This window comes from Modestobacter sp. URMC 112, from assembly GCF_053502575.1.
Genome location: NZ_CP199957.1, coordinates 1,999,719 through 2,012,094, shown reverse-complemented (window position 1 = coordinate 2,012,094; position 12,376 = coordinate 1,999,719). Strand labels below are relative to the sequence as shown.

The window sequence follows — 12,376 nt, the reverse complement described above, 5'->3', positions numbered from 1 at the left end:
TCCTCAGTCCGCCAGCACCGTGAGGCCCGGGAGCTCCCGGCCCTCGAGGTGCTCCAGCGACGCGCCGCCACCGGTGCTGATGTGGCCGTAGGCGTCCTCATCGAGCCCGAGCTGCCGCACCGCCGCCGCCGAGTCCCCGCCGCCGACGACGGAGAGCCCGTCGACGTCCGCGACCGCCTGGGCCACGCCGCGGGTCCCGTGCACGAAGGGCGCCAGCTCGAACACGCCCATCGGGCCGTTCCAGAAGACCGTGCGCGCCCCGGCGAGCCGCGAGGCGAACAGCTCGACCGTGCGCGGCCCGACGTCCAGCCCCTTGAGCGACCCGGGGATGGCGTCCACCGGCGCCACCGTGACCTGGGCGTCGGCGACGAGCGCCTCGGCGCAGACCACGTCGACCGGCAGCACGATCCGGTCCCCGGCCTCCTCGAGCAGCCGGCGGCAGGTGTCGACCTGGTCGGCCTCCAGCAGCGAGCCGCCCACCCCGTGCCCCTGGGCGGCGAGGAACGTGAAGCACATCCCCCCGCCGACCAGCAGCGTGTCGACCTTGGGGAGCAGCGCCTCGATGACGGCCAGCTTGTCGCTGACCTTCGAGCCGCCGAGGACGACGACGTAGGGCCGCTGCGGGTCCTGGGTCAGCCGGTCGAGCACCTCGAGCTCGCGGGCCACCAGCCGGCCGGCCGCGTGCGGCAGCCGGGTGGCGACGTCGTAGACCGAGGCGTGCTTGCGGTGCACCGCGCCGAACGCGTCGTCGACGTAGAGGTCGGCCAGGGCGGCGAGCCGGTCGGCCAGCGCCCCCCGGGCGTCGTCGTCCTTGCTGGTCTCCGCCGGCTCGAAGCGGACGTTCTCCAGCAGCACGACGCCGCCGTCGGCGAGGGCCTCGACCCGCGCCCGGGCGTCCGGGCCGGCCACGTCCGCGGCCAGCGGCACCGGCGCGCCCAGCAGCTCGGCGAGCCGGTCGGCCACCGGGGCCAGGGAGTACCGCGGGTCGGGCGCACCCTTCGGCCGGCCCAGGTGGGCGGCGACGACCACCCGGGCACCGGCGGCCCGCAGCGCCTGCAGCGTGGGGAGGCTGGCCCGGATGCGGCCGTCGTCGGTGATGACCGGCGTCCCCGTGCTGTCGTCGAGCGGGACGTTGAGGTCCGCGCGGAGCAGGACCCGGCGGCCGGCGACGCCCTCGGCGATGAGCTCGTCGACGGTGCGCATCTGGCCCATCAGAGCGAGGAGCCGACCAGGGCGACGGAGTCGACCAGGCGGTTGGAGTAGCCCCACTCGTTGTCGTACCAGCCGACGACCTTGACCTGGTTGCCGAAGACCTTGGTCAGGCCGGCGTCGTAGATGCACGACGCCGGGTCGGTGACGATGTCGGAGGAGACGATCGGGGCGTCCGTGTAGACGAGGTAGGGCGCCAGCGGGCCGGCGGCGGCCTCCCGGTAGGCGGCGTCGACCTCCTCGAGGGTCACGTCGCGGGACAGCGTGACGGTGAGGTCGGTGGCCGACCCGGTCGGCACCGGGACCCGCAGGGCGTAGCCGTCGAGCTTGCCCTTGAGCTCGGGCAGCACCAGGCCGATGGCCTTGGCCGCGCCGGTGCTGGTGGGGACGATGTTCAGTGCGGCGGCGCGGGCGCGGCGCAGGTCCTTGTGCGGGCCGTCCTGGAGGTTCTGGTCGGCGGTGTAGGCGTGGATGGTGGTCATCAGGCCTCGCTCGATGCCGAAGGCGTCGTTGAGCACCTTGGCCAGCGGCGCCAGGCAGTTGGTCGTGCAGGACGCGTTGCTGATGATCGTCTGGGAGCCGTCGTACTGCTCGTGGTTGACGCCCATGACGATGGTCAGGTCGTCACCGGTGGCCGGCGCGGAGATGATGACCTTCTTGGCGCCGCCGGCGTCGACGTGCTTGCGGGCGTCGTCGGCCTTGGTGAAGAAGCCGGTCGACTCGACGACGACGTCCACCCCCAGGTCGCCCCAGGGCAGGTTGCCCGGGTCGCGCTCGGCGAGGACCTTGAGGGTGGCGCCCCCGACCTTGATGCCGTCACCGACGACGGAGACCTCCTCGGGGAACTTCCCGAGGATGCTGTCGTACTTGAGCAGGTGGGCCAGCGCGTCCGGGGTGGTCAGGTCGTTGACCGCGACGACCTCGATGTCCTGCCCGCTGGCGGCGACCGCCCGGTAGAAGTTGCGCCCGATCCGACCGAACCCGTTGATCCCGACCCGTACCGTCACTGCCGACCTCCAGAAGCCCACCTGCGCACCGGTGGCCGTGCGTGCGCGCGGCCACATGTCGGTGGCAGCCTATCGGCCCCGGCGGAGGGAGGCCGGGCCCGCTCGGGGGCCCGGCCCCCCTCCACGGGCCCGGCGAGGTCCTGGAACGGCCACCCTTCAGGGGCCCGTGCCGAGCCGGGTGACGTGCTGGAGCGGCCCCCTCGCAGGCGCCCGGCCCGAGCGGAGCGAAGGCCGGGGGGCGAGGGGTCCTCTTCTTACTGGGCGAGCATGTCGTCGGTCACCACGGACTCGGTGTCCGGGATGCCGAGGTCCTTGGCCCGCTTGTCGGCCATCGCCAGCAGCCGGCGGATCCGGCCCGCGACGGCGTCCTTGGTCATCGGCGGGTCGGCCCGCTGGCCGAGCTCCTCCAGCGACGCCTGACCGAACTCCAGGCGCAGCCGGCCGGCGACCAGGAGGTGCTCGGGGGCGTCCTCACCGAGGATCTCCAGGGCCCGCTCGACCCGGGCGCTGGCCGCCACCGCAGCCCGCGCGGAGCGGCGCAGGTTCGCGTCGTCGAAGTTGGCCAGCCGGTTCGCCGTCGCCCGGACCTCGCGGCGCATCCGCCGCTCCTCCCAGGCCATGACGGCGTCGTGGGCGCCCATCCGGGTCAGCAGCGCGCCGATGGCGTCGCCGTCCCGGACGACGACCCGGTCGGTGCCGCGCACCTCGCGGGCCTTGGCCGCGATGCCGAGCCGCCGGGCGGCCCCCACCAGGGCCATGGCCGCCTCCGGGCCGGGGCAGGTGACCTCCAGCGAGGAGGAGCGGCCGGGCTCGGTCAGCGAGCCGTGGGCCAGGAACGCCCCGCGCCAGGCCGCCTCGGCGTCGCCGAGCCCACCGGACACGACCGCCGGCGGCAGGCCGCGGACGGGGCGGCCCCGCTGGTCGACCAGGCCGGTCTGGCGGGCCAGCCCCTCGCCGTGCTTGGCGATCCGGACCAGGTAGCGCACGCCGCGGCGGATGTTGCCGCCGGCCAGCACGCTGACGCCGCTGGTGTAGCCGTAGACCTCGCTGATGTCGCGCCGCAGCCGGCGGGCCACCGAGCCGGTGTCCAGCTCTGCCTCGATCACCACCCGGCCACCCACGATGTGCAGGCCGCCGGAGAAGCGCAGCAGCGCTGTCACCTCGGCCTTGCGCTCGGAGGTCTTGGTGCACTCCACCCGGGAGAGCTCGTCCTTGACCATCGCCGTCATCGCCATGTCGGGCACCCTCCTGTCCGATCGGAGCGACCCGATCGCGCGTTCTGTGTCCCCATGAGCGGTCCCCCTTCCCCCTGAGTGCTCGGCACGGACCTGTCCCTCCGCCTCACCGGGCGCCCACCACGGAGGCGAGCGCGGCCGCGAGCCGGACGGGATCGTGCCGCGGCGCACCGTCCGGCGCAGCCACCGGTGCCAGCACGAGTTCCGCTCCACATCCCTGCACAGCAGACAGGAGACCACGCCGGTCAACAACCGCTGACGCATCGGCGATCACCGTGTGCAGCGACACGCCTCTCAAGTGTCCCAGGAGGACGTCCAGGTGCTCCTCCGGGGAGAACCCGTCCGTCTCACCCGCCTGCGGTTCCAGGTTGAGCACGACGACCACCCGGGCGCTCGTCGCGGCCAGCGCGTCGCGCAGCCGCGGCACCAGGAGGTGCGGCAGCACCGAGGTGTACCAGGACCCCGGGCCGAGGCTGACCACGTCGGCGGCGGCGATGGCGTCGAGGACGGCGGCCGGCACGGGCGGGTCGGCCGGCGCGACGTGGATCCGCTGCACCCGGCCCGGCGTGGACGCGATGGCCACCTGGCCGCGGATCCGGCGGGACCGGGCCGGGTCGTCGGGGTCGACGCTGGCCACCGTGGCGACCAGGTCGAGCGGGACGTCGGCCATCGGCAGCACCCGGCCGCGGGCGCCGAGCAGCTCGCCGAGCATGTCGAGCGCGCGCACCGCGTCGCCGGCGTACATCTCGGTGAGCCCGGTCAGCACGAGGTTGCCCACCGGGTGGCCGGCGAGCGCGCCGCTGCCGCCCAGCCGGTGCTGCAGCAGCGCCGCCACCTCCTGCGTGCGCGGCTGGTCGCCGGCGAGGGCGGCCAGCGCCATCCGCAGGTCCCCGGGGGGCAGCACCGGCATCTCGCGGCGGATGCGCCCGGAGGAGCCGCCGTCGTCGGCGACGGTCACCACGGCGGTCAACTGCCCGGTGAGCGTGCGCCAGGCGGCCAGGGACGCGGCGAGGCCGTGTCCGCCGCCCAGTGCCACCACGCGCAGGTCGTCCACTACTCCCGGCCCAGGTCGCGGTGGCGGGCGGTGGCCGGGACGCCCTCGGCCGTGAGCCGCCGGGCGAACTCCTCGGCGATGGCCACGCTGCGATGCTTGCCGCCGGTGCAGCCCACGGCGAGGGTCAGGTACCGCTTCCCCTCCCGCTGGTAGCCGGGGACCAGCAGCCGCAGCACCTCGGTGTAGCGGTCGAGGAAGGCCCCGGCGTCGTCCTGGCCGAGGACGTAGTCGCGCACCTGCGGGTCGCGGCCGGTCATCGGCCGCAGCTCCGGCACCCAGTGCGGGTTGGGCAGGAAACGCGCGTCGACAACCAGGTCGGCGTCCAGGGGCAGGCCGTACTTGAAGCCGAAGCTCAGCACGGTGGCGACCACCTGCGGTGGGGCGCCGTCCTCCACGAACGCCGCCTCCAGCGTGGCCCGCAGCTGGTGGACGTTGAGGTCGCTGGTGTCCACCCACAGGTCCGCCTCGCCGGCGATGCCGGTCAGCAGCGCGCGCTCGGCGTCTATGCCGTCGATGAGGCGGCCGTTGCCCTGCAGCGGGTGCTCGCGCCGGACGGACTCGTACCGGCGGATGAGCACCTCGTTGCGGGCGTGGACGTACACCACCCGCGGCCGGTGCCCGACCTCGGCAAGCTGCCGGATCGACTCCTGCAGGTCGGAGGAGAAGGCCCGGCTGCGGACGTCGACCACGGCGGCGAACCGGCGGACGTCGCCGCGGGCGCCCAGCTCCACCATGGGCTGCAGCAGCGCGGGCGGCAGGTTGTCCACGACGAAGAAGCCGAGGTCCTCCAGCACCCGACCGGCGCTGTTCTTGCCGGCACCGGACAGCCCGGTCACCACGACGACGTCGAGGGGCGGGACCTCGGTGGTGGTCCCGTCGGCCGACGGCGGCACGTCGCGCTGCGGGCCGGCTCCTGCTCCGTCGCTCACGCGCTGGCCCCGGCGGTCGGCAGGACCCGGCCGATCTCGGCGGTCTCTCCCGCGTCGGCGCCGCGGACGTCCGCGTCGGCGGGCAGCCGGTCTGCAGGCTCACGGTCGGCGGGGGCCCCGTCGGCGAGGGTCTCGTCGGCACCGTCCCCGTCCGGGGAGGCCGGCTCGGCAACGGCGGCGAGCACGGCCTCCGCCGTCCGGCGGCCGATGCCGGGCACCGCGGTGAGCTCCTCGACGGTGGCGGCACGCAACCGCTTGAGGGAGCCGAACTGCTTCATGAGTGCCTTCCGCCGTGTCTCGCCCAGCCCGGGCACGTCGTCCAGGAGCGACACCAGCATGGTGCTGGAGCGCTTCTGGCGGTGGTAGGTGATCGCGAACCGGTGCGCCTCGTCACGGATGCGCTGCAGCAGGTACAGCGCCTCGGAGGTGCGCGGCAGGATCACCGGGTCGGGGTCGTCGGGCAGCCACACCTCCTCCATCCGCTTGGCCAGCCCGCAGACCGCGACGTCCACGATGCCCAGCTCGTCGAGGGACCGGCTGGCGGCGGCGACCTGCGGCGCGCCGCCGTCCACGACCAGGAGGTTCGGCGGGTAGGCGAAGCGGCGCGGCCGGCCCTCCTCCGCCGCCACCCCCTGCTCGTCGCGCCGGTCCTGCTCCTCCTTGAGGTGCCGGGCGAAGCGGCGGCGGACCACCTCGGCCATCGCGGCGGTGTCGTCGGTGCCCTGGGCGACGGCGAACCGGCGGTAGTCGGACTTCTTCGCCATGCCGTCCTCGAAGACGACCATGCTGGCCACCACGTTGGTGCCCTGGACGTGCGAGATGTCGATGCACTCGATGCGCAGCGGGGCGTCGGGGAGGTCGAGGGCCTCCTGGATCTCGGACAGGGCCAGCGAGCGGGCGGTGAGGTCGCTGGCGCGCTTCACCCGGTGCCGGGCGAAGGCCTCCTGGGCGTTGCGCTGGACGGTCTCCATCAGGTTGCGCTTGTCGCCGCGCTGCGGGACGCGGAGCGACACCCGGGAGCCGCGCAGCTCGCCGAGCAGCTCGGCGTAGACGTCGGCGTCGTCGGGCAGCTCGGGGACGAGCACCTCGCGGGGCACGGACTCCCCCGCCTCGCCGACGCCGGTCTGCTCGTCGACGCCGCCGTAGACCTGGAGCAGGAACTGCTCGACCAGCTGGCCGGTCGTGACGTCCTCGACCTTGTCGATGATCCAGCCGCGCTGGCCGCGCACCCGGCCGCCCCGGACGTGGAAGACCTGGACGGCGGCCTCCAGCTCGTCCTGCGCGAAGGCGACGACGTCGGCGTCGGTGCCGTCCCCGAGGACGACGGCCTGCTTCTCCAGCGCCCGCCGCAGCGCGCCGAGGTCGTCGCGGAGACGGGCGGCCTTCTCGTACTCCATGCCTTCCGCGGCGTCGGCCATCTGCCGTTCCAGCCGGCGGACGATCTGGTCGGTGCGACCGCCCAGGAAGTCGCAGAAGTCCTCGACGATGCCGCGGTGCTCCTCCGCCGTGACGCGGCCGACGCACGGCGCGGCGCACTTGCCGATGTAGCCGAGCAGGCACGGCCGGCCGATCTGCGCGGCGCGCTTGAAGACCCCGGCCGAGCAGGTACGGGCCGGGAACACCCGGGTGAGGGTGTCCAGGGTCTCCCGGATGGCCCAGGCGTGCGCGTAGGGCCCGAAGTAGCGGACGCCCTTCCGCTTGGGGCCGCGCATGACCTGCAGCCGGGGGAACTCCTCGTTCAGGGTGACCGCGAGGCTGGGGTAGCTCTTGTCGTCCCGGTAGCGGACGTTGAACCGGGGGTCGAACTCCTTGATCCAGTTGTATTCGAGCTGGAGCGCCTCGACCTCGGTGCCCACGACGGTCCACTCCACGCTGCCGGCGGTGGTGACCATCTGGCGGGTGCGCGGGTGCAGTCCGGAGACGTCGGCGAAGTAGCTGTTCAGCCGCTGGCGGAGGCTCTTGGCCTTGCCGACGTAGATGACCCGGCCGCCCGGGTCGCGGAACTTGTAGACCCCCGGGGACTCGGGGATGCTGCCGACCGCTGGGCGGTACGTGGACGGGTCGGGCATGGCTCCAGGTTAGGTCGGGGCACCGACGGTCCGACGGGCCGTCCCGGCCCTCGGGTGGCTCCGGCCGGGCGCAGCGCGCTGACCTGCGGCTGCCTGTGGACGACGCCCGCGGGAGGTCCCGGCGGAGCCGCGCACCACGTGCTGGCGGCGGTGGGCGCGGGCGCGCTGCCGGCTCCGCCGGGGGCGGTGCTGAGGGCCGTGCGCGACCCGCGCCCCCCGGGCGTCAGCTGGCCTTCTTGCGGACCCGCTTCTTCGGGGCGGTCGCCGCGGTGACGGCGGCCGGGTCGAGGATCTGGGCGAGGAACCTGCCGGTGTGGCTCTCCGGCACGGACGCCACGAGCTCCGGGGACCCCTCCGCGACGACCGACCCGCCGCGGAAGCCGCCCTCGGGTCCCATGTCGATCAGCCAGTCGGCGCTCTTGATCACGTCGAGGTTGTGCTCGATGACGATGACCGAGTTGCCCTTGTCGACCAGGCCCTGCAGCACCAGCAGCAGCTTGCGGATGTCCTCGAAGTGCAGGCCGGTGGTCGGCTCGTCGAGGACGTAGATGGTCCGGCCGTTGGACCGCTTCTGCAGCTCGCTGGCCAGCTTGACCCGCTGCGCCTCACCGCCGGACAGCGTCGTCGCCGGCTGACCGAGCCGGACGTAGCCCAGGCCGACGTCGGTGAGCGTCCGCAGGTGCCGGGAGATCGCCGGGATCGCCTCGAAGAACTCCGCGGCCTCCTCGATGGGCATGTCGAGGACCTCGGCGACGGTCTTGCCCTTGTAGTGCACCTCGAGGGTCTCCCGGTTGAACCGGGCGCCCTTGCAGACCTCGCAGGGGACGTAGACGTCGGGCAGGAAGTTCATCTCGATCTTCAGCGTGCCGTCGCCCGAGCAGGCCTCGCAGCGGCCGCCCTTGACGTTGAAGGAGAACCGGCCCGGCTGGTAACCCCGCATCTTCGCCTCGGTGGTGCTGGCGAACAGCTTGCGGACGTGGTCCCAGACGCCGGTGTAGGTCGCCGGGTTGGACCGCGGCGTGCGGCCGATCGGCGACTGGTCGACGCCCACCACCTTGTCCAGCTGGTCCAGGCCGGTGATGGTGCGGTGCCGGCCGGGGACCAGTCGGGCACGGTTGAGCTCGTTGGCCAGCGTCGTGTACAGGATGTCGTTGACCAGGCTGGACTTGCCGGAGCCGGAGACGCCGGTGACCGCGACCAGGCAGCCGAGCGGGAACGCCACGTCGATGCCGCGGAGGGTGTTCTCCCGGGCGCCCTTGACCACCAGCTCGCGGCCGGGGGTGGGCTCGCGGCGGATCGTCGGGATCGCGATCTCCCGCCGTCCCGACAGGTACTGGCCGGTCAGCGACCGCTCGCTGGTCAGCAGGTCCTGGAGGGTGCCGCTGACCACGACCTCGCCGCCGTGCTCGCCGGCGCCGGGGCCGATGTCGACGATCCAGTCGGCCTGCTTGATGGTGTCCTCGTCGTGCTCGACGACGATGAGCGTGTTGCCCATGTCGCGCAGCCGGACCAGCGTCTCGATCAGCCGGATGTTGTCGCGCTGGTGCAGCCCGATGGAGGGCTCGTCCAGCACGTACAGGACGCCGACCAGCCCGGAGCCGATCTGGGTGGCCAGCCGGATGCGCTGCGCCTCGCCGCCGGCGAGGGTGGCCGCGGGACGGTCGAGGGACAGGTAGTCCAGGCCGACGTCGACGAGGAAGGACAACCGGGCCTGGATCTCCCGGAGGACCCGGTCGGCGATGGCCTTCTCCCGCTCCCCCAGCTCCAGCGCGCCCAGCCACTCGGACGCGTCGCCGATGGACAGGCTGGTCACCTCGGCGATGGACCGGCCGTTCATCTTGACGGCGAGGATCTCCGGCTTGAGCCGGGTGCCGTGGCAGACGGGGCACGGGACGTCGCGCATGTAGCCCTCGTACTTGTCCCGCATGAACTCGCTGTCGGTGTCCTCGTGGCGGCGCTCGAGGAAGGGCAGCACGCCCTCGAAGGCGGCGTAGTAGCTGCGCTCGCGGCCGTAGCGGTTCTTGTAGCGGACGTGCACCTGGTCCGGCGAGCCGTGCAGAACGGCCTTCTGGACCTTGGCCGGGAGCTCCTCCCACGGGGTCTGCATCGAGAAGCCGAGCATGTCCGCGAGCCCGCCGAGCAGCCGGGTGAAGTACTCGTTGCTCATCGAGCCGGCCCACGGCGCCACGGCGCCGTCCCCGAGGCTCTTCGTGGCGTCGGGGATGACGAGGTCGGGGTCGACCTCCTTGCGGGTGCCGATGCCGGTGCACTCCGGGCAGGCGCCGAACGGGGAGTTGAAGGAGAACGACCGGGGCTCGAGCGCCTCGAAGGACAGGCCGTCGTCGATGCAGGCGAGGTGCTCGGAGAAGGTGCGCTCGCGGTGGACGTCGTCCTCGGGCAGGTCGACGAAGTCGAGCACCACCAGGCCGCCGGCCAGGCCGAGGGCTGTCTCCACGGAGTCGGTGAGCCGCCGCTTGGAGCTCTCCTTGACCGTCAGGCGGTCGACGATCACCTCGATGGTGTGCTTCTCCTGCTTCTTGAGCTTCGGCGGCTCGGTGAGCGGGTGCACGGTGCCGTCGACCCGCACGCGGGAGAAGCCCTGGGTCTGCAGCGAGCTGAACAGGTCGACGTACTCGCCCTTGCGCTCGCGGACGACCGGGGCGAGCACCTGGAACCGGGTGCCCTCCTCCATGGCGAGGACCTGGTCGACGATCTGCTGCGGCGTCTGCCGGGAGATCGGCTTCCCGCAGTTCGGGCAGTGCGGCTGGCCGGCGCGCGCGTAGAGCAGCCGCAGGTAGTCGTAGACCTCGGTGATGGTGCCGACGGTGCTCCGCGGGTTGCGGTTGGTCGACTTCTGGTCGATGGAGACCGCCGGGGACAGGCCCTCGATGAAGTCGACGTCCGGCTTGTCCATCTGGCCGAGGAACTGGCGGGCGTAGGCCGACAGCGACTCGACGTAGCGGCGCTGCCCCTCGGCGAAGATCGTGTCGAAGGCCAGGCTGGACTTGCCCGAGCCGGAGAGCCCCGTGAACACGATCATCGCGTCGCGGGGCAGGTCGATGTGGACGTCCTTGAGGTTGTGCTCGCGGGCGCCGCGGACGACGAGCCGGTCCATGTGATCCCTGTCGGTCGCAGTCGGTCGTTGCTGGGTGGAACGGGAGCCCGGGAGGGACGCTTCCCTGCTGTGCCTGGTGCCACGACACCCGCGCGCAGGTGCCCGGTCAGACGGCCGTGCTCCCGGCGGGGACGAGGAGGCCGGAGACGGGCGCGTGCCGTCGCCAGGGCAGCCGGCGCTCGAGCTCTCCGGCTCGCCAGGGTAGTCGCGTCCCGGCCCCTGCCGGTCCCCCTGACCGGACCAGTCCGGCGCCGGCGGCGGACGCCGCCGTTGCGGTGCTGCTCGGGCCGGCGACTGCACTAGCGTCCATGCGGGGAACCTATCCGGGGGTGCCGACGGTTATCGGATCGGAGCGGGATGAGCGCAGGGAGCTACACCGGCGACGTCGAGGTGGGTGGGCCGGCGGACACCCGGGACCTGCCGGGGCTGACGATCACCAAGCTCGCGGTGAGCGAGATGGCGAACAACGCATATCTGCTCACGGCCACCGGGAGCGGAGAGGCGCTGCTGATCGACGCGGCGGCGGACGCGCCGGCGCTGCTCCGGCTCATCGGGGACGCGGACGTGCGGACCGTGGTCACCACGCACGGGCACTGGGACCACCACCGGGCGCTGCCGGAGGTGGTGTCCGCGACCGGCGCGGCGACGGTGGCGCACCCGGCGGACGCGGCGGACCTGCCGGTGCCGGTGGACCGGCCGGTCGAGCACGGCGGGACCGTGGCGGTCGGCGACCAGACGCTGGAGGTCGTGCACCTGCGGGGGCACACCCCCGGCAGCATCGCGCTGGTCTGGCGCGGCCCGGAGGGCGCGGGCACGCACGTGTTCACCGGCGACAGCCTCTTCCCCGGCGGGGTGGGGAACACCGACCGGGACGCCGAGCGGTTCGCCAGCCTCATCGACGACGTGGAGGCCCGGCTCTTCGGGACGCTGCCCGATGAGACGTGGGTCTACCCGGGGCACGGCAAGGACACCACCATCGGCGCCGAGCGCCCGCACCTCGCCGCGTGGCGCGAACGCGGCTGGTGACCCGGAGGCCGCTCACCCGACCCGGGCCGGAGGCGCACAGACGTCCAGCACCCCGCGGACGAAGGCGGCCTTGCGGCGGGCGTGGCCGGCCAACCCGACCTCGTCCCGGTCGCCGTCGAGTTCGACGGCACCTACTTCTGGCGATCCGTCATCGCCACGGGGTCGCCGGGACAGGTGCGAACCCGAGTCGCTACCCCGGTCGGTCCTGACCGACCTGCGTATCGAGCTCTCGTCCGCGGATGCCCCCAGCAGAGGCCAGGGCCACCAGGCCGAGCATCAGGGTGAACAGGGTCGCGCCCACCGCCCACCACCAGAAGAAGGGGAACACGGACGCGAACAGGAGTCCCAGACCGAGTCCCGCTGCGAAGAGCGCCGCCGACGCTGACCACGGCCTCGCCCGGATGGTGCGTTCGAGGGTCGAACGCCGTTTCACGAGGGACATCGCCAGGGCGACCACGGCGGCCATCAGGGGCACGACCGCCGCCATGTCCACGAGGGACAGCCCGTGGCCAGGACTGATGGGTACGAGGACCGGCCCCTCGAGTCGGGAGGGGACCGCAAAGAGGATCAGTGCGATCAGTGGCAACGACAGGAGGACGATCGACTGCCTCATCGAGTCGCTCTTCCGGTGGTCCGATTCGTGGGTGCGGCGGCCGAGCCGGACGACGCTAGCAGCACGGCGCTGTGCCGTGACACAGGTCCCCGAGCGCGGTCGGCAGCGGACCAGCCTGC

Annotated in this window: 9 protein-coding genes; 1 reads left to right on the top strand and 8 read right to left on the bottom strand. The window is 73.2% G+C overall.

Annotated features, from left to right (window positions below):
* Positions 1–3: 3 nt before the first annotated feature.
* From ACWIX6_RS09405 to uvrA, 7 genes are all read right to left on the bottom strand, one after another.
* Positions 4–1,203, bottom strand: a complete 1,200-nt coding sequence (locus ACWIX6_RS09405) for a phosphoglycerate kinase (protein ID WP_448616580.1) — start codon at positions 1,201–1,203, stop codon at positions 4–6.
* 8 nt (positions 1,204–1,211) lie between these two features.
* Positions 1,212–2,216, bottom strand: coding sequence for a type I glyceraldehyde-3-phosphate dehydrogenase (gap, locus tag ACWIX6_RS09400; protein ID WP_448616579.1), 1,005 nt, complete (start codon positions 2,214–2,216; stop codon positions 1,212–1,214).
* A 254-nt stretch (positions 2,217–2,470) separates the two neighbouring features.
* Entirely contained in the window at positions 2,471–3,451 is a 981-nt protein-coding gene (whiA, locus tag ACWIX6_RS09395; RefSeq protein WP_448616578.1) for a DNA-binding protein WhiA, read from the bottom strand.
* Positions 3,452–3,557: 106 nt separating this feature from the next.
* Positions 3,558–4,505: a gluconeogenesis factor YvcK family protein gene (locus ACWIX6_RS09390; RefSeq protein WP_448616577.1), complete on the bottom strand. Its 948-nt coding sequence runs from the start codon at positions 4,503–4,505 to the stop codon at positions 3,558–3,560.
* A complete protein-coding gene (rapZ, locus tag ACWIX6_RS09385) occupies positions 4,505–5,434 on the bottom strand; it encodes an RNase adapter RapZ (RefSeq protein ID WP_448616576.1) in 930 nt (309 codons plus the stop codon). Before rapZ ends, ACWIX6_RS09390 begins: the two co-directional genes overlap by 1 nt.
* A complete protein-coding gene (uvrC, locus tag ACWIX6_RS09380) occupies positions 5,431–7,503 on the bottom strand; it encodes an excinuclease ABC subunit UvrC (RefSeq protein ID WP_448616575.1) in 2,073 nt (690 codons plus the stop codon). Before uvrC ends, rapZ begins: the two co-directional genes overlap by 4 nt.
* Before the next feature lie 223 nt (positions 7,504–7,726).
* Positions 7,727–10,618 carry an excinuclease ABC subunit UvrA gene (gene uvrA, locus ACWIX6_RS09375; protein ID WP_448616574.1) on the bottom strand — a complete coding sequence of 964 codons (2,892 nt, stop codon included), beginning with the start codon at positions 10,616–10,618 and terminating at the stop codon, positions 7,727–7,729.
* Positions 10,619–10,975: 357 nt separating this feature from the next.
* Here uvrA and ACWIX6_RS09370 point away from each other — a divergent pair, with 357 nt between their 5' ends.
* Entirely contained in the window at positions 10,976–11,644 is a 669-nt protein-coding gene (locus ACWIX6_RS09370; protein WP_448616573.1) for an MBL fold metallo-hydrolase, read from the top strand.
* A 190-nt stretch (positions 11,645–11,834) separates the two neighbouring features.
* On the opposite strand, the gene ACWIX6_RS09365 is transcribed toward ACWIX6_RS09370, so the two are convergent.
* Positions 11,835–12,257 carry a hypothetical protein gene (locus ACWIX6_RS09365; RefSeq protein ID WP_448616572.1) on the bottom strand — a complete coding sequence of 141 codons (423 nt, stop codon included), beginning with the start codon at positions 12,255–12,257 and terminating at the stop codon, positions 11,835–11,837.
* Positions 12,258–12,376 lie beyond the last annotated feature (119 nt).

Excerpts from the sequence above, each read along its gene's own strand:
- uvrA (WP_448616574.1), bottom strand. The coding sequence starts at position 10,618 with ATGGACCGGCTCGTCGTCCGCGGCGCCCGCGAGCACAACCTCAAGGAC.
- ACWIX6_RS09370 (WP_448616573.1), top strand. The coding sequence starts at position 10,976 with ATGAGCGCAGGGAGCTACACCGGCGACGTCGAGGTGGGTGGGCCGGCG.
- uvrC (WP_448616575.1), bottom strand. The coding sequence starts at position 7,503 with ATGCCCGACCCGTCCACGTACCGCCCAGCGGTCGGCAGCATCCCCGAG.
- ACWIX6_RS09365 (WP_448616572.1), bottom strand. The coding sequence starts at position 12,257 with ATGAGGCAGTCGATCGTCCTCCTGTCGTTGCCACTGATCGCACTGATC.
- whiA (WP_448616578.1), bottom strand. The coding sequence starts at position 3,451 with ATGGCGATGACGGCGATGGTCAAGGACGAGCTCTCCCGGGTGGAGTGC.
- ACWIX6_RS09405 (WP_448616580.1), bottom strand. The coding sequence starts at position 1,203 with ATGCGCACCGTCGACGAGCTCATCGCCGAGGGCGTCGCCGGCCGCCGG.